Annotated in this window: 17 protein-coding genes and 1 pseudogene; 5 read left to right on the top strand and 13 right to left on the bottom strand. The window is 65.2% G+C overall.

What is annotated here, in order from left to right; all coding sequences use genetic code 11:
• Positions 1–101 precede the first annotated feature (101 nt).
• From ACNFBT_RS24885 to ACNFBT_RS24875, 3 genes are all read right to left on the bottom strand, one after another.
• Positions 102–3767, bottom strand: coding sequence for a translocation/assembly module TamB domain-containing protein (locus ACNFBT_RS24885; RefSeq protein WP_416753379.1), 3666 nt, complete (start codon positions 3765–3767; stop codon positions 102–104).
• Between the two features lie 14 nt (positions 3768–3781).
• The gene (locus ACNFBT_RS24880; protein WP_416753378.1) at positions 3782–5512 is read right to left on the bottom strand and encodes an autotransporter assembly complex protein TamA; all 1731 of its coding nucleotides are present in this window, start codon (positions 5510–5512) and stop codon (positions 3782–3784) included.
• Positions 5513–5591: 79 nt separating this feature from the next.
• Complete coding sequence (locus ACNFBT_RS24875; RefSeq protein ID WP_416753377.1) at positions 5592–6239, bottom strand: GNAT family N-acetyltransferase; 648 nt, start codon at positions 6237–6239, stop codon at positions 5592–5594.
• Between the two features lie 129 nt (positions 6240–6368).
• Between ACNFBT_RS24875 and xthA the strand changes: the two genes are divergently transcribed.
• Positions 6369–7181 (top strand): exodeoxyribonuclease III, encoded by an 813-nt coding sequence (gene xthA, locus ACNFBT_RS24870; protein ID WP_416753376.1) that lies wholly within the window; start codon positions 6369–6371, stop codon positions 7179–7181.
• 72 nt (positions 7182–7253) lie between these two features.
• On the opposite strand, the gene ACNFBT_RS24865 is transcribed toward xthA, so the two are convergent.
• The 4 genes from ACNFBT_RS24865 to ACNFBT_RS24850 all read right to left on the bottom strand — a co-directional run bounded on the left by ACNFBT_RS24865 (position 7254) and on the right by ACNFBT_RS24850 (position 12541).
• Entirely contained in the window at positions 7254–8537 is a 1284-nt protein-coding gene (locus ACNFBT_RS24865) for a hypothetical protein (RefSeq protein ID WP_416753375.1), read from the bottom strand.
• 400 nt (positions 8538–8937) lie between these two features.
• On the bottom strand, positions 8938–9561 hold the full coding sequence (locus ACNFBT_RS24860) for a response regulator (protein WP_416753374.1): 624 nt from the start codon (positions 9559–9561) through the stop codon (positions 8938–8940).
• 253 nt (positions 9562–9814) lie between these two features.
• Positions 9815–12169, bottom strand: a complete 2355-nt coding sequence (locus tag ACNFBT_RS24855; protein ID WP_416753373.1) for a hypothetical protein — start codon at positions 12167–12169, stop codon at positions 9815–9817.
• A gap of 138 nt (positions 12170–12307) precedes the next feature.
• On the bottom strand, positions 12308–12541 hold the full coding sequence (locus ACNFBT_RS24850; RefSeq protein WP_416753372.1) for a hypothetical protein: 234 nt from the start codon (positions 12539–12541) through the stop codon (positions 12308–12310).
• Positions 12542–12737: 196 nt separating this feature from the next.
• Here ACNFBT_RS24850 and ACNFBT_RS24845 point away from each other — a divergent pair, with 196 nt between their 5' ends.
• From ACNFBT_RS24845 to ACNFBT_RS24835, 3 genes are all read left to right on the top strand, one after another.
• Entirely contained in the window at positions 12738–14120 is a 1383-nt protein-coding gene (locus ACNFBT_RS24845; protein ID WP_416753371.1) for a substrate-binding domain-containing protein, read from the top strand.
• 200 nt (positions 14121–14320) lie between these two features.
• Complete coding sequence (locus ACNFBT_RS24840) at positions 14321–15364, top strand: TerC family protein (RefSeq protein ID WP_416753370.1); 1044 nt, start codon at positions 14321–14323, stop codon at positions 15362–15364.
• On the top strand, positions 15330–15527 hold the full coding sequence (locus ACNFBT_RS24835) for a hypothetical protein (protein ID WP_416753369.1): 198 nt from the start codon (positions 15330–15332) through the stop codon (positions 15525–15527). The genes ACNFBT_RS24840 and ACNFBT_RS24835 overlap by 35 nt, the downstream gene beginning before the upstream one ends.
• A 194-nt stretch (positions 15528–15721) precedes the next feature.
• Here ACNFBT_RS24835 and ACNFBT_RS24830 read toward each other — a convergent pair whose 3' ends face one another.
• On the bottom strand, positions 15722–16951 hold the full coding sequence (locus ACNFBT_RS24830) for an acyl-CoA dehydrogenase (protein ID WP_416753368.1): 1230 nt from the start codon (positions 16949–16951) through the stop codon (positions 15722–15724).
• A 169-nt stretch (positions 16952–17120) separates the two neighbouring features.
• Here ACNFBT_RS24830 and ACNFBT_RS24825 point away from each other — a divergent pair, with 169 nt between their 5' ends.
• A complete protein-coding gene (locus tag ACNFBT_RS24825; RefSeq protein ID WP_416753367.1) occupies positions 17121–18053 on the top strand; it encodes a LysR family transcriptional regulator in 933 nt (310 codons plus the stop codon).
• A gap of 420 nt (positions 18054–18473) precedes the next feature.
• Here ACNFBT_RS24825 and ACNFBT_RS24820 read toward each other — a convergent pair whose 3' ends face one another.
• The 5 genes and pseudogenes from ACNFBT_RS24820 to ACNFBT_RS24800 all read right to left on the bottom strand — a co-directional run.
• Complete coding sequence (locus ACNFBT_RS24820; protein WP_416753366.1) at positions 18474–19601, bottom strand: acyl-CoA dehydrogenase family protein; 1128 nt, start codon at positions 19599–19601, stop codon at positions 18474–18476.
• An 11-nt stretch (positions 19602–19612) separates the two neighbouring features.
• On the bottom strand, positions 19613–20797 hold the full coding sequence (locus ACNFBT_RS24815; RefSeq protein ID WP_416753365.1) for an acetyl-CoA C-acyltransferase: 1185 nt from the start codon (positions 20795–20797) through the stop codon (positions 19613–19615).
• Positions 20798–20812: 15 nt separating this feature from the next.
• Entirely contained in the window at positions 20813–21583 is a 771-nt protein-coding gene (locus ACNFBT_RS24810; protein WP_416753364.1) for a 3-hydroxyacyl-CoA dehydrogenase, read from the bottom strand.
• Between the two features lie 18 nt (positions 21584–21601).
• Positions 21602–23266, bottom strand: coding sequence for an acyl-CoA synthetase (locus ACNFBT_RS24805; protein ID WP_416753363.1), 1665 nt, complete (start codon positions 23264–23266; stop codon positions 21602–21604).
• A gap of 402 nt (positions 23267–23668) precedes the next feature.
• Positions 23669–23903: pseudogene (locus tag ACNFBT_RS24800) on the bottom strand (chemotaxis protein); the annotation flags it as partial.

Below are 23903 nucleotides of genomic sequence, written 5' to 3'. Positions count from 1 at the left end.
CACAGAAAGTCTGTAGGGCCTTTCTTAAGGCGCAATGAAGGTTGCCATGGGCGCCCGCCGGGAGCGAGGAAGACGCTGCCGACAGCACCGCATCCGAACCCTCAGAAGTCGCGCTTGTAGAAGATATCCAGGGAGCTGGCCAGGCCGCTGGCCGCTTCCAGATAGACCTTCTTGCTCAACAGGTAGCGCAAGGCGATGGTATTCGCCGGTTCGAACACCCCCACGCCGTAGCGCAGGCTGAGCTTGTCGGAGAGCTGGCCGCTGGCGACGACGCTGGTGCTGTTGCCGGCGCCTTCGGTGTCCAGCTGGAAGTCCTGGATACCCAGTTTTTTTGCGACCTCGCCGGTGAGCGGCGCGCTGCCGGCCAGACCCAGGGCCAGCGCCGCTTCGCCCATCATGTTGCTGTCCTCGCCGGTGCTCATCGGCCGGCCCAGCACCAGGTAGGACAGCGCCTGCTGCTGGCTCATCGCCGGTTCCGAGAACACTTCGCTGCGCGGCTGGTCGGCGCTGCCGGTCAGGCGCAGGCCAGCGATCACGTCGTCGACCTTGCGGATCGCCTCGATGTCCAGGTATGGCTGGTCGATGGGGCCGGCGAACAGCAGGCGGGCACGGCGGATGGTCAGCTTCTGCCCGTAGGCGCGGTAGCGGCCCTTGTTCAGGCGCAGCTCGCCACGCGTGTCGAGGTTGTCGCCCACGTGCACCTGGCCGGCCAGCTCCGCGTTCAGGCCGAAACCTGCGAAGGTCAGCTTGTCCTGGCCGACGATCACGTCGACGTCCATGTGCAACGAAGTCGCGGCCTTCTGCTCCTGCTTCTGGCCAACGATCACGGTGTCGTCCGACACCTTGACCGTCGACGGCGGAAGCTGGCGGATGGTGATGGCGCCCCTGGGCACCTGTACCTTGCCGGAAATGGCCAGGCCCTCGCCCGCCATGCGGATCGCCAGGTCCGGCTCGACCTCCAGCTCGGCGTACGGGTCGACCGTCACCGGCAGGCGGTTGCCGCGCACGTTCAGGTCGACATTCAGCGCCTCGTTCCAGGCGATCCGCCCGGACAGGTTGCCGTTGCCATGTTCCCCCGCCGTCCAGTTACCGCTCAGGTCCACTTGTTCGCCGGCGATACGCGCCTCCACTTGCAGCTGTTCCAGGCGGGTCGGCAGGTCGCCGCCGGACACCTCGCCATCGACCAGGCGCAGGTTGCCGTCCACCCGCGGCGCCAACAGCCCGCCGGAAATCTGCCCGTTGCCGTGGAGCCGCCCCTTGAGGGTCTCCACGGCGGGCACGAAGGGCCGCGCGATGGACAGGTCCAGTCCGTTGAGGCTGAAGCTGCCGTTCAGCGGCTTGGACTTCGGCCAGGGGTCGAGCTGCACCTGGGCATCCAGCGTGCCCAGCTTCTCGCCGTGGAACTGCAGGCGGGTATCGATGCGCCGGGGCGTCAGGCGGCTTTCCAGTTGCAGGCTCTGGTAGGGGAAGTCGACCCAGTCGTCCTGCTCCTTCAGGCGCAGCGTACCGCTGCCGGCATTGAGCAGGATCGAACCGTTCGGGCCGCTGGCCGGCAGGTCCAGTTGCACGTCGCCGTCCAGCTGGCCGCGCCAGGCGAAATCTTCGGGAAGCCAGCGCACCAGGCTGTCCAGCGGGAACTGGCGCAAATGCAGGCGCAGGCGCGGGTCGGGCATCAGGCGCTGGTCCTCCGCGCACAGGCTGGCGGGGCCCGAGGCCCAGCAATGCGCACCGAGGTTCAGCCGGCCATCGGCCAACCGCTCCAGCTTCGCCGGCTGCTGCAGGCGCCAGTCCTGCCCGCCGCTCTGGATTTCGCCTTGCGCCAGGCGGCCACGCCAGTCACGGCCGTTCCAGGTGCCGTCGAGGTCCAGTGCGAGGACCACCGGCTTGCCCTGCAAGTTCAGCGAGAGCCGCTGGCGCTGCTTGTCGCCGCTGCCTTCCAGCTTGAGCGCGCCCAGGCGCGTGTCACCGCTGCGCAGGCCCTGTACCTGAAGGTCGAGGCGGCCGCGTTGGGCGGCGTCCAGCTTCGCGTCCAGTGCCAGGGTGCGCAGGCTCTGGCCGGCGTAAGCGACGCGCTGGCCATTGAGCGCCAACTGGCCTTGCGGTGCCTGCAGGGTGCCGGCCAGGTCGAGCCGCCCGCCCAATTGCCCGGACAACTGCGGCCATAGCTGGCCCAGTTGATTCAGGGCGAGGTCCAGCTTGCCGGAGAGACGCTGGTCCAGCGCCGCCTGGCCGGTGATGCGGTTGTCGCCCAGTTGCAGGGTCAGTTCGTCGGCCTTCCAGGACTGCCCGGCGCCCTCGGCGCGGGCCTTGAGCAGCGCCGGCTGGCCACGCAGGCGCCCTTGCAGGTCGAGGTTCGCGGAGAGGTTCAGGCTGCCGCCCTTGAGCGAGCCCTGGCTGCGCAGCGGTCCGCCCAGGCGCCCCGGCATCTGCTCCAGCCAGTAGGCGGGGTCGAGGTCGCGCAGGTCGAGGGCGGCGTCCCAACTGACGGTGTCGGCGAAGCCGACCTTCACATGCCCCTCGGCCTTGCCCTGCCCCGCCACCAGTTGCAGCGACGGCAGGAAGACTTCAGAGAGGTTGCCGGAGACCGGGCTGGCCAGGGTGAACGCGCCTGCCGGGCCGTTCAGCGCGGCATCGAAATTGCCCAGGTAGGCGCCGTCGCGGTACTGCACCTCGGCCTTGAGGTTGTGCACGCTCACTGGCGGTTCCTCGATGGCCGGGTACAGGCGCCGCCAGGGGAAATCCAGCCAGTCGAGGGTGGCGTCGGCGGCGAAGCCTTCCCTCCAGTCAAGCCGTCCCTGCACGCCCAGCCGTTGCGCCTGGGCGGCCGTCAGGTCGAGGGCGGCGATGTCCGCCCCCTGCGCGTCCACGCGGCCGCGCAGGGTCAGCACCACCGGGCTGTCCTGGGCCGGGAGCACGGCCGCGCCGGCGATCTGGTAGCCCTTCATCAGGTCGCCGTCGGCGTTCAAACGGACTTGATTGAGCGTCAGCGTATCGGGCAGCGAGGCATCCGCCTTGAATCCGTCGGCCAGCACCAGGGCCTGGGCCGGCAGGTTCTCCGCCAGCGGCTGCACATCGCCCTGCAGCTGAGCGTCGAGGTAGCCACTGCTCTGCGCCTGCAACTTCAGGTGGCCTTGCAGTTCGCCGTCGACCTGCAGCTTCAGCGACCAGGGCTTGCCGCCCACGGCCGGCAGATCGAGGCTGCCCTGCGCCTGCAAGGGCCAGCCCTGGGTGGGCTTGAGCAGGCCGGAGAGCGTCAGGCGCAGGTCACCCCGGGCCAGCGTCGCCGACTCGATGTGCAGGCCGACAGGGTCCCAGTTCGCCACCAGGCTGGCGTCACGCAACTGCTCCTGGTCGTCGAGCAGGAAGCGACCGATGCGTACATCGCCCAGTTCCAGGGCCAGCGGCAGGTCGAGACTCGGCAACTGGACCGGTCCGGAAGACTCGCTTGCCTCGCTCGGCGGCAGGGTCAGCCGTATCTCCCTGGCCGCCACGCGGTCCAGGCACAGCGCCATGCGCAGCAGGCAGCCCGGCGACCAGGCGATGTCCGGCTCATCGAGCACCAGGCGGGTAGAGCCGTCGCTCCACTCCAGACGCTTCGCGGTAAAGGCGCCGGCCAGCCGGCCGCTGAAGCCGTCCACGGTCAAACCCGGCACCCGCTGCAGCGCCATCCGGCTGCCCGCTTCGGTGCCCAGCAAGGCGGCCAGGCCCGCTATCGATAGCAGGATCAGGCCGAGCAGCCCGCCTAGCAGCCAGCGCAATGCGCGCATCCAGCCCGCGCGGTTCACAGTTCAGGCCCCATGGAGAAGTGGATACGGATGCCGCCGTCCTCGTCCAGGCCGTCGGCGAGGTCCAGGCGCAACGGGCCGACTGGGGAAACCCAGCGGATACCGATACCCACGCCGGTCTTGATCGACGGGAAGTCCAGCGAGTTGAAGGCGTTGCCCTGGTCGACGAAGGCCGCCAGCCGCCAGCGTTCGGCGATCGGGTACTGGTACTCGACGCTGCCGGCGACCATGTAGCGCCCGCCGATGCGGTCGCCTTCGGAGTTCTTCGGCGAAAGCGTCTGGTAGTCGTAGCCGCGCACGCTCTGGTCACCGCCGGCGAAGAAGCGCAGCGACGGCGGGATCGAGGAGTAGTCGTTGGTGGCGATGCCGCCGAGCTGGATGCGCCCCAGCAGACGCTGGCCGCCCCAGAAGCTGGTCAGCCCCTTGGCCAGCGCATTGACGTGGGCGACGTCGGCGTCGGCCAGGAAGCCCTGCTTGGCACCCTTCACATCGAACTGCAGGCGATAGCCGTGGCTGGGGTCGACCTTGTTGTCCGCTTCGAGAATCGAATAGCCGAGCCCCGGCATGAGGAAATGGCTCAGACCCGAGTCGTCGCCCAGCTTGTATTCTTCGCGCTGCCAGTTCAGCGACACCACCCGCTGCCAGCCGCTGTCGAGCTTGTGGTGCCATTCGCTGCCGAGGGTGAGCAGTTTGCTCTGGGTGTCCACCAGGTCTTCGTTCTGATAGCCGCTGGTGAAGCGCACCTTGTCGGTCAGTGGTGGGTCCAGCGGAATCTCGTACCAGGCGCCGACGTTCTGCCGGGGCGCGGACACCTCCGCCTCAAAGCCCAGGCTGTGCCCCTGCGGGTTGACCCAGTGGCGCGTCCAGTTCGCCTTGGCACGCGGCCCGACGTCGGTGGAGAAGCCCAGGCCCAGGCCCATGGTCCGTGGCTTGCGCACCTGCAAGTGGACGTTCACCGGAATCACGTCGGAACTGGCCTTGGCCTGCGGCGCCGCGTCCACGCGCACACCGTCGAAGTAGCCGGAGGATTGCAGCGCCTGGTTGAGGTCGGCGATCAGCTCGGAGTCGTAGGGGGTGCCGTCCTTGAACGGCACCATGCGCTGCAGAAGCTCATCGTCGAACGGGTAGTCGCCACTGAATTCGACTTTGCCGAGGGTCGAGCGCGGCCCGCTGACATAGACCAGTTCGATGTCCGCGACACCGGCCACCGGGTCGACCTGCAAACGCTGCTGGCTGAACTGCCCACGAAAGAAACCGAAGCGCGACGCCTGGTTCTGGATCAGCCGCTTGGCATCCTCGTAGGCACCGTGATTGAGTTGTGCGCCAGGCTTGAGGGCTTCGCCACCGGGCACCCGGAAGCTCTTGAGTTCAGCGGCGGGACCTTCCACCCGAATGGTGACGTTGCGCAGATGCACCGGCTCGCCCGGCGTCACGTTCAGGCGCAGGGTCGGCGGTTGCCCGTCGCTCACCCGGCTGCGAACGCGCGCCTGGTAGTAGCCCAGCGCCTGCGCGGCTTTCTGCGCCTGTTCTTCGGTAGTGCGCCGCATGCGCCGCAATGCGGCCTGGTCACGCTCGCCAAGACTGCCCACATAGGCCTCGATATTGGCCTTGAGCGCAGGGGTGGCGGGAGTGATGCGAACGTCGAGTTGGGCTTCGGCCGCCAGCGCCCTGTGCAAGCAGAGCGCCATCAACAGCAGCAGCCCAAGCAATCCTTGGACAACTCTCATGGCGCGGAATGCTAGCACGGGACTTTTGCGTTATGCCTTTTTCGCTTCAACCGCGCAGCCCAATGAGGCGAGTCGCAATCTATCCGGAGTGTGCCAACTGGCTTTCCGGCCGCGGATTCGGATGGAACAGCACATGCTCCCGGATCGGCCCCAGGGCCACCTCGCCCAGCTCCTCGTAGCCGTGGCGGCGATAGAACTCCAGGTAGCGCGCGTTCCCCGTGTCGAGCACCAGCCCCTGGGAACTGCCCTCCTCCGCGCACCAGGCATGCAATGCATCGAGCAGTTGCTCGCCCAGGTGCTTGCCCTGGAACTCGGGATGAATCCCGATCAGCGGCAGGATATGGAACGGCCCCGGCGGCAGGCAGCCGAGCACGGCGGCGTGATAGTCCAGGTAACGGCGGGTGCAGCGGAAACCGGTGGTGAGCAGCATGCGCATGCGCCAGGCCCAGCTCTCGGTGATATCCAGGCGCTGCTGCGGTGGCGCGATCAAGGCCACGCCCACCAGGCGGTCCTCACGCAGAAGGCCAATGGCCGGCAGTTCCTCGAGGAAGTGCTGGTTGGCCAGCTCGCGCACCGTGGCGCGCACGCGCTGGTCGAAACCGGGGCGGTCGGCCTCGAACAGGTAGGCGAAGGTGGGTTCGTGACGGTAAGCGTGATACAGCAATGAGCGGACTTCGCGGCTGTAGCCGCTGTCGAGCAGGCGCACTTCGGCGACGGTATCGGGCATGCGGACACCTCTTCTTGTGGTCGCTTCTTATGGTTGGGGTCCCAGCCCCGAAACACTAGCAGCGGCGCGCCAGGGTCGCCAGAATCGGCCGCCTTGGGCTAGCATCATGCTTTTGCCAGGACGTCCAGGATGAAAATCGTCTCCTTCAATATCAACGGCTTGCGCGCACGTCCCCATCAACTGCAGGCCATCATCGAGCGCCATCAGCCGGACGTGATCGGCCTGCAGGAAACCAAGGTCGCGGACGATCAGTTCCCCCGCGAGGAAGTCGAAGCCCTCGGCTACCACGTGCACTACCACGGGCAGAAAGGCCACTACGGCGTCGCCCTGCTCTCCCGCCAGGAGCCGCTGGAATTGCAGCGCGGCTTCCCCGGCGATGGCGAAGACGCACAACGCCGTTTCATCTGGGGCACCTTCAAGGACGGCCAGGGCCAGCCGGTCACCGTGATGAATGGCTACTTCCCCCAGGGCGAGAATCGCGAGCACCCGGTGAAATTCCCCGCCAAGCAACGCTTCTACGCCGACCTGCAGGCGCTACTGGAAACCCGCTTCCAACCCAGCCAGCCACTGGTGGTGATGGGCGACATCAATATCTCGCCGGAGGATTGCGACATCGGCATCGGCGAGGAGAACCGCAAGCGCTGGCTGAAGACCGGCAAGTGCAGCTTCCTGCCCGAAGAGCGCGAGTGGCTGGCGCACCTGAAGAGCTGGGGTCTGGTGGACAGCTTCCGCCTGCAGAACCCGGAAGTGAACGACCGCTTCAGCTGGTTCGACTACCGCAGCCGCGGCTTCGAGGACGAGCCCAAGCGCGGCCTGCGCATCGACGTCATCCTCGCCTCCGAGGCGCTGCGCGGGCGCATTGCCGACACGGGCGTGGACTACGACATCCGGGGCATGGAAAAGCCGTCGGACCATGCGCCGATCTGGCTGCAGCTGAAGTAACCCGCGCAAACGACAAAGCCCGGCATCGCCGGGCTTTGTCGTTCTTCAGGTCAACCTCGGAACAGTGCTGACTCAGGACTCTTCCGCAACAGTGCCAACGCTCTTGCTGATGGCACTGTATGTGGTGTTGAAGCGCACGGTCTCGTTGAAACCCTTGACGATGGCGCCGAAACGCTCCTTGGCATCGAGCAGTTGCTTGAAGCGTGCAGCCAGGTCGGCGCCTTGCCGCTGCAGGCTGAGTTCGCGGTCATCCAGCTCCAGAGCCCGAGCGCGTACCTGGTTCAGTTGGCGCTCGATACTCTGCTGCTCCTGTTGCAGGGCCTCGGCGCGTTTGACCGTCGCACGGTCGCGGCTTTCCACGGACTCCGCCAGGGCTTGTAGAGCACTGCTGCGCTCGGCGAGGATCGCAGCATTCTGCTCAGCCACACGCTCGATGCTTTGCTTTTCCTCCTGCAGACGTTGTTCCTGCTGATACAGGCGTTCCTCCCGCTCGACCAGTTGGCGCTCACGCTCCAGCGCTTGCACACGACGCTCTTCGAGCCCTTCACGCATATTCACCAGCTCCAGCTTCTGCTGTGACAGGCCGTGGGCCATGCCGGCCAGCGAGTCGAGGGTGGACTGCACATCGTGCAGGACGCCATCGGTTTCCACCTCAGGGGACTGGAATGCCGGCACAACGGGCTCTATCGACGCCCGGGCAATGACTGCATCGGTGTTGGCGTGTTCCTGCTGAAGTTGAGTTTGGGCATTCATGGTGGAAAATTCCTTTTGGGAGAAGTGGGAAAGAATCTGGCTGGAAGGGTCGTTCACCGGGGACTGGGCCGAATGGCTTTCGGACACACGCGAAATGGCATTCGGCAAGTCTGCGTCAGGCGCTGCGGATTCGGATTGCTGCGAATCGGGCTGTGCCTCGCCGATGGCATCGATAGCCACACAGGAGCCCTCGTGGGACTGCTGCTCCGACGCCCCGAGGCCCGAGCAGGCCGATTCGAGTTCGGCCAGGTCTTTCTCGAGCAATTCGAATGCATCGATGACCTGCGCAGCGGGGACCTGGCTGTCCATGGCGTCCTCCGCCACCAGGACACTTCGTCCAGACGGCTCGTCGGCGCGCAGCAAATCGTCCGACGTAACCGACATCTTCGCGCTGATGGGGATATGACCCGCCGACAGAGAGTGGCGAGGCGCCTCCTTGCCGCGAAGGGACAGGGAATGTGCAGGACGGGATTGAGCACCGCTCTCCTCCTCGCCCATACCGGATGATTGAGACTGAGCGGTCTGCGCGGACTGCTGGGAGATGGTCATGGCGGGGAAGCCATGCTCCTCCTGTCCTTCGAGCCGCTTCGTATGTGAAGTCATGAAACGTCCTACCCTCAGGGTGATCGACCACACTCCAGTCCTTGCACAGATCGATGTTCCGATCAGTGCCTGTGCTGGGTGGCGCGCCGCTTCGGTGCTGGTCTCCAGTCGAAGGGCATTCAGGCCGATGAGAAGAGCCGATGAGTTGCCCCACTCATCCGTTGATTCGGAAGTGCAGGACAGGTTGCGGGATGAATTCTCACAACTGCGCATAGGGAGGAATGTCAGTAGATTCCTGCATCGACGAAGGAAATCTATGCAAGACGCCTTGATCACCACATTGGATGACAGGCGGGGATACGCAACCAGCGGGCTGAGTCGGTGATACGGAGATTGCAGCTTGCTTGCGGGGGAAAGAGGACCCGCACGAACAGGTCCGGAAGAGGCAGAGATCTCCGCGCTATAACAGTCCGATCTCTTCGCAGATGCTGAAGAGTTCGTCCAGAGTGCCGGCAGAAAGCTTACGCATCAGTTGCCGCTTATGCTGTCCGATGCTTGCTCCCGACAACTCAAGAAGCTCCGCCAGCGAAGACACCGAATTCCCCCGATGCAGCCCATGCAGCACGGCAACCAGGTGGGTAGGAAACGCCAGCGCAGATTTCAACCTTGGGTCGTCCCCCAGCGGCAGCCGCGCATGTTCGGGGAAGATCGTCCCCCCCGCCAGAACAGTCTCAATGGCACGCCCGATCAAGGCCGAACGATCATCCATCAACAGAAAGCCGGACACGCCAGTACGAATGGCACGCTGGATGTTCAGTGAAGTGCCCAGACTGGAGCACACCAAAACCGGCGTAGACGCGTCGATCTGACCACCACGCCGAAGCATTGCGACCAGCTCCATTCCATGAATATCCGGCAGTTCCAGCGTCACCACCAGCAGGTCGCAATCACCGGTTTTCAAGTGATTCAGCGCCTGCCGTGCAAGCCTGAAATGTAGCTCGCACTGATGGCCGCTGGTCTGCAAAAACCGGCGGATAGTCATGAAATCGCGCCTTGACGGTTCGATGATTACGATTTGGGCCATGTTGCTCCTTGTTGCGAAGGCCTCGTTTCGCCGACCGCAGGCCGGGTCCGGCCCGGCGCAGTGACAGCTGTCACTGCGCAAGCCAGACCCGCAGGGCTGCTATGAACATTCTGCAAGCGTCGGTGAACGCAACCGGATGACATGATGGCGTCGGACAATCCCTTGTCCTGGGCAACACCCATCGAATCAGCGCGAACACATCCGCCGATAAGAACGGTCAATGCGTCTCCCCCCTACGCATTGGTCCGCAAACTCACTCGGTTACGGTTTTGGAAATGGCGGACAGGGTGCTGTTGAACTGCACCGTCTCGTTGAAGCTCTTGACGATGGTGCTGAACTTATCCTTCGCACTCTGCAGTTGTTTGAGCCGCATCCCCAGCTCCTCACTCTTGCGCTTGAGGGAGCTTTCACGTTCATCCAGCTCGCTGGAACGAGCACGCAAGCTGGCCAACTGCTCATCGATACGCTGTTGCTCGAGCTGGATCGACTCGGCTCGCTTGAGCGTCGCCTTGTCGCGCAGATCGACCGTCTGGGCCAGATCCTTGAGCGCCTCGCTACGCTCCGCCAGCAAGCGATTGTTCTCGGAGGCCATGCGGTCCAGGTTGGCCTTGGCTTCCTTGAGATGGCTCTCCAATTGCAGCAGACGCTCTTCCTTGTCATCGGCCAGGCGCTCGCGCTCCTGCAACTGACTGTTCCACTCGTCCAGCTCCTCCTGCAGACGCCCCGCCGCCTGCTTTTGCTGGCTCAGGCCCTGGGCCATGCCGGCGAGCGAGTTGAGCGTGCTCTGCACATCGGAAAGAACATCATCCGGATCGGCATCGAGCTGAGGAACGCTCAGCGCGGCCGCCACCTCCTGCAACTCCGCGGAAGTGATCGGAACAGAGGCGCCCGGCATATCGGTTTCAGGCATCACATCGTGCATTTCGGTCATTACAGATTCCTTCTGGATCAAGATTCCCTGAAGCACCGCGGCTTCAAGGCTGCTGTTTGCCGTCTCGCGGGCGTCCGCTGCGTACGCTGTCGGCTTGTCCGGTGTAGCCACTGCTGCCGCGCCAATGGCGGCTGCGTGGCCGACCTCATCCAGACTCGATGCCATCGCCTCGAGGAACTCATGCACGCTCGCTTCGTCGGAGTCAGAGACTGCGCTTGAAGACTGGTCGGCCTCGGCGGACTCGGTCATCAGCGGCTCGGTCCGCTGTTCCTGCTCGATCGCCACGCACGGCACAACGACGCTCGGCGTTTCCACCGCGTTCTGCTCGGCGGATGCCATCGCTTCTGGCGCGGCCTGCTCGATACTGGCCGCGTCTGCCGGCCCATCCACCCCAGCGACGACTGGTACTTCTGCGAGCGCAGCCACTTCCGGCGCAGACGCCTCAGCAGCATTCGCAACCGCCGGCTCATCCATCTCCGCGATGATCGGTGCGTTCACATCCTGCGACTTGCGGAATGCAACCGTTTCCGGCGCGGGCTGCTCGACTGCCTCTGCGAACAGCGACTCAGCCATCTCGGCAGCGGCCGGTGCTTCCACTTCCTTCGGCTCGGAAAACGCAACCGCTTCCGGCACGGGTTGCTCGACTGCCTCTGCGATCAGCGACTCATTCATCTCAGCAACGGAAGGTGCTTCCACCATTCGCGACTCGGAGATCACCGGTGCTTCCGGCGCTGGTTGCTCAGCGGCGCTTGCAGTCAGCAGCTCCTCCGCCTCAGCAACGACCGGTGTTTTCACCACCTGCTGCTCGGAGAACGCCACCTCCATCGCGGATTGCTCGTGAGCACTTGCAATCAGCGGCTCATCCATCACAGCCATTGCTGGTGCTTCCTCAGTTTGCGCTTCGGGAAGCGCCACCGCGTCCAGCACGGGCTGTTCAGGAGCGTCCGCAACTGGCGCTTCCATGACGGCGGTGCTTGGAGATTTCGCTGCTTGCGTCTCGGCAGACATCGACACCCCAGACTCATGATGTTCGAACGACGCAGTTTCGGTGGAGGACGAGTCGGCCGGCCCGAACGGTGCTTGCTCAACCGGCCCCACTCCAAGATCACGTAATGCCGTCAGCGAATCGCCCCCCAGGAATTCCAGGTCCATGGAATCCGGCGACACAGTTTCTTCCGGTCCAAGCCCCTGCAGTTCATTCCCACCCGCATTCGCCACAACATCGGTGGACGAAAGCGCCTGATCCTGCCTGGAAGAGTCCGGCTCTTCACTGGAATGGGCCGCCTGCGCCTCCTCGTTTTTCAGCCTGGACACCCGAGCCATCTGGGCGAAATCAAGAAGCATGTCCATGTCCGAAAACAGCTCGAATTTCAGGTCTGCAATCGTCGGCGTCTCATCGTCTGTCTCCGCCGGTCTAATCAGGGCGCTGATGGGTGCAGGGCGCCTGCCCAGGAAACCTGCCTTTGCCAGCAGATGCAGCCATGACCGCAGAGGCTGCGTAGGCAGCCTGATGCCTTGGAACGTCATTTCACGCGGGGCTGGCAAACTCAGCGCGTGCCGGCGCCAAGGGCGGCCCCAGCCCGTAGCGGAAGCATTGTGTACAGCCAGCGAAATCAGCCTGACGCGATGGCCGGGGCCGGTCGGGAGTGGCCTGGGAGCCGAGCGGAGTTGAGTCATGATTTCCTTCCAGCGGCGAGGTTGAAACGGCGCAAGTGTCGCTTGGCCAGTGAACCGGCGTTATCAGAGTTCCCTGATGCGCCCAGGGAATTTTCCCAACCCTGATAGACAGGCAGAGCTCCGCCCACAACGGCAGTCTCAATCGCGACGAGACTGCTTCGACAAGAAGCTGCCCACCGTACGGCCTCGGAAGAGACCCGCAAGATCCAATAGCGTCGTCAGGACGAACAACGGCACGATGAGCATGAGCATCGATGGCACGAACCCACCGGCCTTGTCCGGAATCACGATCAACGAGCCGGCCATCAGCACGATCACCAGGATGATCACCAGCTTCATCAGTACCGACGCAAAATCGACGATTTCGTCCATCTCGATCCCCAGAACTCCCAACACGAGCGCTTGTATAGCGACGCAGAAAAGAAGCGGAAATCGGAAACTTCCTGCAATCCACCAGTCATGTCCGAAGGGGGCTGCAACAGCTCTGCAATGAGGCCAAGCGTCATATCGCTGCAATGATTCCGACTTAATCTGCCGCGCCATCGATGCCTCAAATGGAAGCTGCTCAATGTCGTACAAACCGAGCGCCAGCGATGCCCAGGCCTGGCCCGTCACCATCGCCTGGCTCATCATCGGTTTCATCTGCTATGCGTTCCCCTGGCAGGCGTTCGCTGCCCTGCCCTCCTCCCATGCCGGGGAGCCGGTACTGCGCGTGCAGGGCTCCAACACCATCGGTGCGCATCTGCTACCGGAGCTGGTCAAGGGTCTGCTGGTCAGCGAGGGCTACGCCAACGTCAGCGCCCAGCCGGGCAAGGCAGAAAACGAGCAGCGCATCATCGGTCGCAGCGCCGACGGCAAGGAGGCCATCGTTGACCTGGCGGCCCATGGTTCCAGCACCGGTTTCGTCGCCCTCAAGGACAACACCGCCGAGCTGGCGGCCGCCTCGCGGCCGATCAAGGACGCGGAAGCGGCAGGTCTGTCGGCGTCGGGAAACCTGCGTAGCGCCAAGTCCGAGCAGGTGATCGGCATCGACGGCCTGGCGATCATCGTCAACCCGGCGAACGCCCTGGACGAGCTGACCACCGACAACCTGGCGCGAATCTTCTCCGGCGAAGTGAAAGCCTGGGAGGAACTCGGCGGCCGTGGCGGAGCGATCCACCTTTATGCCCGCGATGACAATTCCGGGACCTTCGACACCTTCAAGGAGCTGGTGCTGGCCAGCCATGGCAAGACCCTGGCCAACGGCACGCAGCGCTTCGAATCGAGCGACCAGTTGTCCGCGCAGGTCAGCTCCGACCCGCAGGGAATTGGTTTCGTCGGCCTGTCGTCGATCCAGAAAGCCAAGGCGCTGCGCATCGCCGACGGAGACTCCCAGGCGATGCCGCCATCGACCACGCTGATCGCCACCGAGGACTACCCGCTATCGCGCCGCCTGTTCCTCTACATGAAGCCCGAGGAAAGCAACCGCTGGGCCCACGCCCTGCTGCAATTCGCCCAGGGCGACCAGGGCCAGGCGCTGGTCAGCACCAGCGGCTTCGTCGGCCAGCGCGTGAAAGCGGTGAAAATGGCACCGCGGGCCGGTATGCCCGAGGCATACCAGACCCTGGCGCGCGATGCCCAGCGACTGTCGGTGAACTTCCGCTTCCGCGAGGGCAGCGCCACCCTCGACAACAAGGCCCAGCGCGACCTGGACCGCCTGCTGGCCTACCTGCAGCAGAACGGCAAGATGAACAAGCAGGCGGTGCTGGTCGGCTTCGGCGATCCGAAACAGGACCCTGCGCGCGCCGAACTGCTCTCCAAGCTTCGCGCCATGGCAGTGCGCCGCGAGTTGGCCAAGGACGGCGTGATGTTCCGCGAGATCAGCGGCATGGGCGACGCCCTGCCGGTTGCGGCCAACAACGACGATGACGGGCGGGTCAAGAACCGTCGCGTCGAGGTCTGGGTCTACTGATCCTCTCCGGCGATCGGCGTCTGACTTTTTTGCAAGCGCCGATCGCCCAGCCTGAACTGATGTAGGAACTTGTTACGCTCCTCCGCTTGCCTGCGCCGGGCGCTCTGCTATTTTCCCGCTAGTGACGCCGGGCCCCTCTGACGGTTGCCAACCGCCATGTCGGAGTCACTTTTCGACAACGACACTAAGGGAGGGGCCACATGACAGCTCTGCACGCCTTTTTGACCGAACCATTCCTCGGAACCGCCACCTGGTTCTGGCTGGCCTTCCTGGCCATCGTGATTCTTCTGCTCGTACTCGACCTGGGCGTTCTGCAACGCGATCACCATGAGATCGGCGTGCGCGAAAGCCTGATGCTTTCCGCCGGTTACTTCGCCTGCGGCCTGGCCTTCGGAGGCTGGGTCTGGTACGAGTTCGGCGCCACCAGCGCGGTGGAGTACTACACCGGCTTCCTCGTCGAACAGTCGCTGTCGATGGACAACGTGTTCGTCATGGCGATGATCTTCGGCTTCTTCGGCATCCCGCGCCGCTACCAGCACCAGGTGCTGTTCTGGGGCATCCTCGGCGCCATCGTCATGCGTGCGCTGATGATCGGCCTGGGCGCGGCGCTGGTGAAGGAGTTCGAGTGGATCATGTACGTGTTCGGCGCCTTCCTGCTGTTCAGCGGCGTGAAGATGCTGTTCTCCAGGCATGAGGACGAGCCGGACCTGGCGCGAAATCCCGTGCTCAAGTTCCTGCGCAAGCACATCCGCATGACCGACAAGATTCACGAGCATCACTTCTTCGTGAAGATGCCGGACGCCTCGGGCAAGCTGGTGCGCTACGCCACCCCGCTGTTCCTGGCGCTGATCCTGATCGAACTGGCGGACCTGGTGTTCGCCGTGGACAGCGTGCCGGCGATCTTCGCCATCACCCAGGACCCGTTCATCGTCTACACCTCGAACATCTTCGCCATCCTCGGCCTGCGTGCCCTGTACTTCTCGCTGGCGGCGATGATCCATCGCTTCGTCTACCTGAAGTACGCCCTGGCCCTGGTGCTGGTGTTCATCGGCACGAAGATTTTCCTGCACGGCTTCATCGGCAAGGTTCCCGCCGCCCTGTCGCTTGGCGTAACCTTTGGCCTGCTCGCCGGTGGCATCCTGCTATCGTTGATCAAGACCCGCCGTACCCCCTCGGGTCCGCTGGAAATCGTCAGCCAGGAGACTGTGCATGCAAGCACCGGAGGTGAGGATCGAAGCCGTTGAGTTTCACGGCCAGGCCTACTGGCAGGTCCGTCTCGGCCGTCGCGCGCTGCGCTTCCCCCACGAGGCCGCCGCGCGCACCTTCGCCGCCCAGTTGCATACCAGGCGGGAATGGTGGCTGGCGCAGATGGAGGCGGATGGGGTAGAGCCTTCTCCCGAGCAGTGAGACGACGAGGCCAGCGCAAGCTGGCCTTGTTGTTTCAGCATCACCTGCAGGCGCGAGCCTGCTCGCGAACCCAAACCCCGCTGCGGGGCTGTTCGCGAGCAAGGACTAGGCGTCCCCTCGCTCCTACGAAAAGCGCACGGCGCGAACATGAAAAAGGCCCGCATCTGCGGGCCTTTTTCGTTTCGGGCTGCCGATCAGTGACCGCTGCGCAGCATCTCCTTGGGCACGTACTTGCCGATCTCGAACTTGCCGATGGCCGCGCGGTGCACTTCGTCCGGGCCGTCGGCCAGGCGCAGGGTGCGCTGCATGGCATAGAAGTACGCCAGCGGGGTGTCGTTGGAGACACCGGCGCCGCCGTGCATCTGGATGGCGCGGTCGATGACCTGCAGGGCGACGTTGGGCGCCACGACCTTGATCTGGGCAATCTCGCTCTGGGCGATCTTGTTGCCGACGGTGTCCATCATGTACGCGGCATTGAGGGTCAGCAGACGGGCCTGGTTGATCTCGATGCGCGAGTTGGCGATGTGGTCGATGTTGCCGCCCAGACGGGCCAGCGGCTTGCCGAAGGCCGTGCGGCTGACGGCGCGCTTGCACATCAGCTCCAGCGCGCGCTCGGCCATGCCGATGGAACGCATGCAGTGGTGGATGCGGCCCGGGCCGAGGCGGCCCTGGGCGATCTCGAAGCCACGGCCTTCGCCGAGCAGCACGTTTTCATAGGGCACGCGAACGTTCTCGAAGACCACTTCGGCGTGGCCGTGCGGGGCGTCGTCGTAGCCGAACACCGGCAGCGGGCGGAGGATTTTCACACCGGGGGCGTCGGTGGGTACCAGGATCATCGAGTGCTGCTGGTGGCGCGGCGCGTCGGGGTTGGTCAGACCCATGAAGATCATGATCTTGCAGCGCGGGTCGCAGGCGCCGGAGGTCCACCACTTGCGGCCGTTGATGACCCACTCGTCACCGTCGCGAACGGCGTTGGCCTGCATGTTGGTGGCATCGGAAGACGCCACGCCCGGCTCGGTCATGGCGAAGGCGGAGCGGATCTCGCCGCGCAGCAGCGGCTCCAGCCAGGTGCGCTTGTGCTCTTCGGTACCATAGCGCACCAGCACTTCCATGTTGCCGGTGTCCGGCGCGGAGCAGTTGAATGGCTCGGAGCCGATCATCGAACGGCCCATGATCTCGGCCAGCGGCGCGTATTCCATGTTGGTCAGGCCGGCGCCCAGCTCGGACTCGGGCAGGAAGAGGTTCCACAGCCCTTCCGCCTTGGCCTTGGCCTTGAGCTCTTCCATGATCGGCGTGGGCTGCCAGCGGTCACCCTGGGCCACTTGCTCATCGAACACCTTCTCGGCGGGATAGACGTAGGCTTCCATGAACGCGGTGACGCGCTCACGCAGATCCTGAACCTTGGCGGAATAAGCGAAATCCATGGGGGGCTACCTTCTGGCGGCGGGCTGTTTGTCGTGGAGATGATGCTAGAACAGACAGGAGGATTTACCCAGCCTATTATCCGAATCAATAAACATTCATAACCCATATGGACCTGAACGTCCGTTCGGGTATGATCGGCCATAGAACAACTACAAGCGGAGCCCTGGAATGAACCTCAGCAAGGTCGATCTGAACCTGTTCATCGTCTTCGACGCGATCTATACCGAAGCCAACCTGACCCGTGCCGGGCAGATCGTCGGCATTACCCAGCCCGCCGTCTCCAACGCCCTCGCCCGCCTGCGCGAAACCTTCAACGACCCGTTGTTCGTGCGTACCGCCCAGGGCATGGTGCCCACGCCGATGGCACAGAACATCATCGGCCCGGTGCGCAATGCGCTGCAGTTGCTGCGCATCTCGGTGCAGGAGAGCCGCACCTTCACCCCCACCCAGGCGAACAAGACCTACCGCATCAGCATGACCGACCTCACCGAGGCCATCATCCTGCCGCCGCTGTTCCAGCGCCTGCGTCGCCAGGCGCCGAACGTGCACATCGAGAGTTTCCTCTCCAAGCGTCGCGAGACCACCAAGGAACTGGCCGCCGGCCGCCTGGACTTCGCCGTGGACGCGCCGCTGAACACCGATCCGCAGGTGCGCCACGTCAAGCTGATGGAAGACCGCTACGTCTGCGCCATGCGCCAGGGCCACCCGCTGGCCAAGGACAAGGTGACTCTGGAGGAGTACTTGTCGGTGGCGCACATCCAGATTTCCAGCCGCCGCAGCGGCCTGGGTTACATCGACCTGTCGCTGGGCAAGATGGGCCTGCAACGCAAGATCGCCCTGCGCTCGCAGCACTACCTGATGGCATCGACCGTGGTACAGCAGACGGACATGGTGGTCACCGTGCCCGAGCGTTTCGCCCGCCACCATGGACTGCACTTCGTCGCCCTGCCGGTGAACGACGTGCCCAAGCTGGAAACCCACCTGTACTGGCACGAAAGCACCGACCAGGACCCGGCCAACCGCTGGATGCGCGAGCAGATCATCGAGCTGTGCCAACAGGTGGCGGCGCGGGAAGCGCGGGAGGCGGCGGAGCGGGCGTGAATATTCGCAGGGGCAGCCGTCTACTTCTGGACAATCTGTACCTGCGTGCCCCTCACCCCAGCCCTGGCTGCGCGCCCCGCTCCTCAGGGAGAGGGGGCAGTCCGAGCCGACTGACGCGAAGGTTTCATCCTGCACCGAACGGCCCGCTCTTCCGTTTGAGGAGCGAGGCGCTTGGCCAGGGTTAGGTTGAGGGGCTCTTGATCTCGTAGGAGCGGAGCTTCTCCACGAAATCCCGGCGAAGTCGGGACAGTCGTTGAGGCAGAGGCACCGGCCTGTCGGCCGGATCGTGGATAAGATCCGCTCCTACGAAAGCGATACGCCCCGAAGCCCGCTCCAGCGCGGGGAACTTCCAAGCCACCCGCAGCCCCGCCCTGCCGAAGTGCCTGTCCAACAGACAGGCCGGGGCTGCCGGCGAACCCGTCAAAGACTCCGCGCGATCACCAGCCGCTGCACGTCGCTGGTGCCTTCGTAGATCTGGCACACGCGCACGTCGCGGTAGATGCGTTCCACCGGGTAGTCCTGCAGATAGCCGTAGCCACCCAGGGTCTGGATCGCGGCGGAGCACACGCGCTCGGCCATTTCCGAGGCGAACAGCTTGGCCATGGAGGCTTCGGTCAGGCACGGCAGGCCGGCTTCGCGCAGGCTGGCGGCGTGGTGGACCATCTGCCGGGCCACGGCGATCTCGGTGGCCATGTCGCTGAGGCGAAAGGCCACGGCCTGGTGCTGGATGATCGGCTTGCCGAAGGTCTCGCGCTCGTGGGCGTAGTCACGGGCGTATTCGAACGCCGCGCGGGCCATGCCGACGGCCTGCGAGGCGATGCCGATACGGCCGCCTTCCAGGTTGGCCAGGGCAATGGCGTAGCCCTGCCCCTCCTCGCCCAGCCGATAGCTGGCGGGAATGCGCACGTCGTCGAAGGCGATCTGGCAGGTGTCCGAGGCGTGCTGGCCGAGCTTGTCCTCGACGCGCACCACGCGGTAGCCGGGCGTGTCGGTGGGCACGATGAACGCGCTGATGCCCTTCTTGCCCGCCGCCGCGTCGGTCACGGCGAAGACGATCACCATGCCGGCGTGGCTACCGGAGGTGATGAACTGCTTGCTGCCGTTCAGCACGTAGTGGTCGCCGTCGCGGCGCGCGCGGGTCTTGAGGAAGCTGGCGTCGGAGCCGGCCTGCGGCTCGGTCAAGGCAAAGGCGCCGATCATCTCGCCACGGGCCAGGGGCACCAGGAACTGGCGCTTCTGCTCATCGTTGCCGAACTTGGCGATGGGCATGCAGCCCACCGAGTTGTGCACGCTCATGATGGTCGAGCAGGCGCCGTCGCCGGCAGCTATCTCTTCCAGCGCCATGGCGTAGGCCAGGTGGCCGGTCTGCGCGCCGCCCCACTCCTCCGCCACCAGCATGCCGAGGAAGCCGAGGTCGGCCATTTCCTTCAGCGCCTCGGCGGGGAAGCGGTGCTCGCGGTCCCACTCGGCGGCGAAGGGTTTCAGCCGCTCCTGGGCGAACTGGCGGGCGACGTCGCGGATCTGGATGTCTTCTTCACTGGGAATCATCAGGTCTCTCCTCAGCTCAGGCGCTCGACCGCGATGGCGGTGGCTTCACCGCCGCCGATGCACACCGAGGCGACGCCGCGCTTGAGATCGTACTGCTTGAGCGCCGACAGCAGGGTCACGATGATCCGCGCGCCGGACGCGCCGATCGGGTGCCCCAGGGCACAAGCGCCACCGTGGACGTTGAGCATGTCGTGGGGGATGTTCAGCTCGCGCATGGCGGCCATGGCGACCACTGCGAAGGCTTCGTTGACCTCGAACAGGTCGATCTCGCCCATCGCCCAACCGGTGCGTAGCAGCAGGCGATTCACCGCGCCCACCGGGGCGGTCGGGAACAGGTTCGGCGCATCGGCGAAGGACGCGTGGCCACGGATTGCCGCCAGCGGGGTCAGGCCGCGCCTTTCGGCTTCGGACAGGCGCATCAGCACCAGCGCGGCGGCGCCATCGGAGATGGAGCTGGAGTTGGCCGCCGTCACGGTGCCGCCGTCGCGGAACGCGGGCTTCAGGGTCGGGATCTTGTCCAGTTTCGCCTTCGGCGGCTGCTCGTCTTCGCTGATGGCACGCAGTTCCTTGCCGGACTTGACCGTCACCGCGACGATCTCGTCAGCGAAGCGGCCTTCGCTCATGGCCTTCTGCGCACGGGTCAGCGAGGCGATGGCGTAGTCGTCCTGCTGCTCGCGGGTGAAGCCGTATTTCTCGGCGCAGTCCTCGGCGAAGGTGCCCATCAGGCGGCCCTTGTCGTAGGCGTCCTCGAGGCCGTCGAGGAACATGTGGTCGAGCACCTTGCCGTGGCCCATGCGGTAGCCGCTGCGAGCACGCTCCAGCAGGTACGGCGCGTTGGACATGCTCTCCATGCCGCCGGCCAGGGCGACGCGGGCGCTGCCGGCGAGCAGCGCGTCATGGGCCATCATCGCGGCCTTCATGCCCGAGCCGCACATCTTGTTCACCGTGGAGCACGGCGTGCCGCGCGCAAGGCCCGCGCCCAGCGCTGCCTGGCGCGCCGGCGCCTGGCCTTGCCCGGCGGAAAGCACGCAGCCGAACACGGCTTCATCCACTTCTTCGGCGCCCAGGCGGGCCCGTTCGACGGCGGCGCGAATGGCAGCGGCGCCGAGGGTGGCGGCACTGACATCCTTGAAGTCGCCCAGGAAGCCGCCCATGGGGGTGCGGGTAGCACTGACGATGACGATGGGATCGTTCATGGTGGTTTCTCCTGCTTACTTCGCAGCCATGCGGATGGCGCCGTCGAGGCGGATCACCTCGCCGTTGAGCATGCTGTTCTCGATGATGTGGCGGGCCAGCGCGGCATATTCGTCCGGGCGGCCGAGGCGCGGCGGGAACGGCACGCTGGCACCGAGGGAGTCGCGCACTTCCTGGGGCATGGCAGCCATCATCGGCGTCTCGAAGATGCCGGGGGCGATGGTCATTACGCGGATGCCCGAGCGCGCCAGTTCGCGGGCGATCGGCAGGGTCATGCCGACCACGCCGCTCTTGGAGGCCGAATACGCGGCCTGCCCGACCTGCCCGTCGAACGCGGCCACCGAGGCGGTGTTGATGATGATGCCGCGTTCGCCGCCGGCATCCGGCTCGTTGCGCGCCATGGCCTCGGCGGCCAGGCGCAGCATGTTGAAGGTGCCGATCAGGTTGATGTTGATGGTGCGGGCGAAGCTCTCCAGGGCATGCACGCCATTGCGGCCGATGACCTTCTCAGCCGGTGCCACGCCTGCGCAGTTGGCCAGGCCATGCAACGCGCCGAAGGTATCCAGGGCCAACTGTACGGCGGCCTTGCCGTCGGCCTCGCTGCACACGTCGGTGCGGATGAAGCGCGCGTTGGCTTCACCCAGTTCGGCGACCTGCGCCGCACCGGCTTCGGCGTTGACGTCGGCCAGCACCACCTTGGCGCCGGCGGCCACCAGCGTCTTCGCGGTGGCCGCGCCGAGGCCGGAGCCGCCGCCGGTGATCAGGAATACCTTGTTCTGGATCTGCATGGAGTGTCTCCGCTGTACTCAGTGTGCGGCCGAGCGTTCGGCCGCTTCGCGTTGCTTGGCTATCTCCTGGTTGCGCAGGAGGAAGCGCTGGATCTTGCCGCTGGGGGTCTTGGGCAGTTCCTCGACGAACTCCACTTCCCGCGGGTAGCTGTGCGCCGACAGTCGCTTGCGCACGTACTGTTGTAGTTCCTCGGCCAGCTCCGCGCTCGGCCGGTAGGACGAACAGAGCACCACGAAGGCTTTGACCAGTTCGGTGCGCTCAGGGTCAGGTTTTCCGATCACCGCCGCCTCAACCACCGCCGGGTGTTCGATCAGCGCGCTTTCCACGTCGAACGGACCGACCCGGTAGCCGGAGGTGGTGATCAGGTCATCGGCGCGTCCGACGAAGCTGATGCTGCCGTCCTCGTTCAGCTCCACGGTGTCGCCGCTGAGGTAGTAGTCGCCGACGAAGGCCTTGGTTTCCATGCCCTGGTAGCCGGCGAACCACATCAGCGGCGACTGGCGGCGGTCCATGGCGAGGATGCCGGGCTGGCCGACGGGCAGCTCGGCGCCCTGCTCGTCCAGCACCACCACGCGGTGGCCGGGAATGGAGAAGCCGGCGGCGCCCAGGCGTACCGGGTGCTCCAGCGCGTGGTGGTTGGCCAGGACCATGCCCAGCTCGGTCTGGCCGTAGTGGTCGTGGATGGTCACGCCGAGCTGATCGGCGAACCAGCGGATCACTTCCGGCGTCAACGGCTCGCCGGCGCTGCTCACCGCGCGCAGGCGCCCCTTGAGCGGTTTGGACACGGCTTCGCCAGCGGCGATCAGCAGGCGGTACGCAGTGGGCGAGCCGGCCAGGTTGGTGATGCCGTACTTGCGCACGATGCGGCAGGTGCTCTCCACCGTGAACGCACCTTCGTAGAAGGTGATCGGGTGCCCCATCGCTAGCGGGCCGGTGACACCGTAGTAGAGGCCATAGGCCCAGCCCGGATCGGCGAGGTTCCAGAAGGAGTCCTCGGGGCGCAGGTCCACCGCATCGCGCATGTAGCCGACGAAGGCGACGATGGCCTTGAGCGGTACCGCGAGCGGTTTGGCCAGCCCGGTGGTGCCGGAGGTGAACATCAGCAGGAAGGTGTCTTCGCCGCTGCGCAGGACCGGCTCGAAGTCCGGCGAGTGGCGTTCCAGTTCAGCCCAGAAGCTGTAGTCGCCGTGGCGGATGCCCTGCCCCTTCGGCCCACCGACGGTGATCTGCGTGGGTGCGTCCGGCACTTCATCGAGCTTGCCGCGATTGGCGCCATCGGTGACCACCACCTTGCTGCCGGCCAGCTTCACCCGGTGCTCGATGGCCTTCGGCCCGAATGCGGTGAACAGCGGCTGGTAGACCGCCCCCAGGCGCCAGGTGCCGAGTACGGTGATCAGCAGTTCCGGGGTACGCGGCAGCATGCCCGATACGACGTCGCCGGGGCGCACGCCGAGGCTGTGCAGGAAGCCGGCGAAGCGGCCGGAAAGCTCCTTGAGCTGGGTGAAGGTGTAGGAGGCGCTGTCGCCGTCCTTGCCCTCCCAGAACAGCGCGACGCGGCCGGGAATGGCGTGGCGGTCGCAGCATTCGACGCAGGCGTTGAGGGCATCGAGGTTGCCGGCCAGGGTGGCGGCGGCGGTGGCGCGGTAGTCGAACTCGGCCGTGGCGGCGGTATGGGAACGCATCGCGGAACTCCTGGGTTTGTTCTTGTCTGGAGTTCCCTGATGTTCCCGCTGCGCTGGCGCGCGGGCAATGTCGAAAGCCGCCAATCTGGATGAGCGGATTGGACAGCGCTGGTGTTATGGGGGCGTTTTCATAGGAGCGGACTCCGTCCGCTATTTAGCTTGGCGCCGTGCGGATCGCGGACGGAGTCCGCTCCTACGGGATATTTCTGCGTTTGGGGCTGCCCTCACCCTAACCCTCTCCCAAGGGGAGAGGGGACCGTTCGGAGCGCGCTGAAGGATCGGCGTTAACCTGATGACGATGGTGCAGACAGAGCGACTAGCTTATCGCTGACCGTGGACTACCCCCTCTCCCTCCGGGAGAGGGCTGGGGTGAGGGGAAAGCCCGCGCACCGAGGCTAAGCGTCAAACCCGGAACTGATCCATCAACCCCTGCTGATGATTCGCCAGCTTGTTCAGCGACTGGCTCACCTGCGCCGATTCCTGCGCCTGGCTCGACAGCGACTCGGTCACATCGCGAATCCCTGCCACGTTGCGGTTGATCTCCTCGGCCACCGCGCTCTGTTCCTCGGCGGCGCTGGCGATCTGCAGGTTCATGTCGGTGATCACACTGACCGCGTCACCGATGCGCTTCAGCGCG

Origin of the sequence: Pseudomonas sp. NY15181, from assembly GCF_048068055.1 — a bacterium.
Taxonomy (GTDB): domain Bacteria; phylum Pseudomonadota; class Gammaproteobacteria; order Pseudomonadales; family Pseudomonadaceae; genus Pseudomonas.
Note: the sequence above shows the minus strand (reverse complement) of the source record. Positions and strands in the feature narration are given on the sequence as shown.

Coding starts and splice junctions, on each gene's coding strand:
- ACNFBT_RS24885 (WP_416753379.1), bottom strand. CDS start 3,767: ATGCGCGCATTGCGCTGGCTGCTAGGCGGGCTGCTCGGCCTGATCCTG.
- ACNFBT_RS24880 (WP_416753378.1), bottom strand. CDS start 5,512: ATGAGAGTTGTCCAAGGATTGCTTGGGCTGCTGCTGTTGATGGCGCTC.
- ACNFBT_RS24875 (WP_416753377.1), bottom strand. CDS start 6,239: ATGCCCGATACCGTCGCCGAAGTGCGCCTGCTCGACAGCGGCTACAGC.
- xthA (WP_416753376.1), top strand. CDS start 6,369: ATGAAAATCGTCTCCTTCAATATCAACGGCTTGCGCGCACGTCCCCAT.
- ACNFBT_RS24865 (WP_416753375.1), bottom strand. CDS start 8,537: ATGACTTCACATACGAAGCGGCTCGAAGGACAGGAGGAGCATGGCTTC.
- ACNFBT_RS24860 (WP_416753374.1), bottom strand. CDS start 9,561: ATGGCCCAAATCGTAATCATCGAACCGTCAAGGCGCGATTTCATGACT.
- ACNFBT_RS24855 (WP_416753373.1), bottom strand. CDS start 12,169: ATGACTCAACTCCGCTCGGCTCCCAGGCCACTCCCGACCGGCCCCGGC.
- ACNFBT_RS24850 (WP_416753372.1), bottom strand. CDS start 12,541: ATGGACGAAATCGTCGATTTTGCGTCGGTACTGATGAAGCTGGTGATC.
- ACNFBT_RS24845 (WP_416753371.1), top strand. CDS start 12,738: ATGTCGTACAAACCGAGCGCCAGCGATGCCCAGGCCTGGCCCGTCACC.
- ACNFBT_RS24840 (WP_416753370.1), top strand. CDS start 14,321: ATGACAGCTCTGCACGCCTTTTTGACCGAACCATTCCTCGGAACCGCC.
- ACNFBT_RS24835 (WP_416753369.1), top strand. CDS start 15,330: ATGCAAGCACCGGAGGTGAGGATCGAAGCCGTTGAGTTTCACGGCCAG.
- ACNFBT_RS24830 (WP_416753368.1), bottom strand. CDS start 16,951: ATGGATTTCGCTTATTCCGCCAAGGTTCAGGATCTGCGTGAGCGCGTC.
- ACNFBT_RS24825 (WP_416753367.1), top strand. CDS start 17,121: ATGAACCTCAGCAAGGTCGATCTGAACCTGTTCATCGTCTTCGACGCG.
- ACNFBT_RS24820 (WP_416753366.1), bottom strand. CDS start 19,601: ATGATTCCCAGTGAAGAAGACATCCAGATCCGCGACGTCGCCCGCCAG.
- ACNFBT_RS24815 (WP_416753365.1), bottom strand. CDS start 20,797: ATGAACGATCCCATCGTCATCGTCAGTGCTACCCGCACCCCCATGGGC.
- ACNFBT_RS24810 (WP_416753364.1), bottom strand. CDS start 21,583: ATGCAGATCCAGAACAAGGTATTCCTGATCACCGGCGGCGGCTCCGGC.
- ACNFBT_RS24805 (WP_416753363.1), bottom strand. CDS start 23,266: ATGCGTTCCCATACCGCCGCCACGGCCGAGTTCGACTACCGCGCCACC.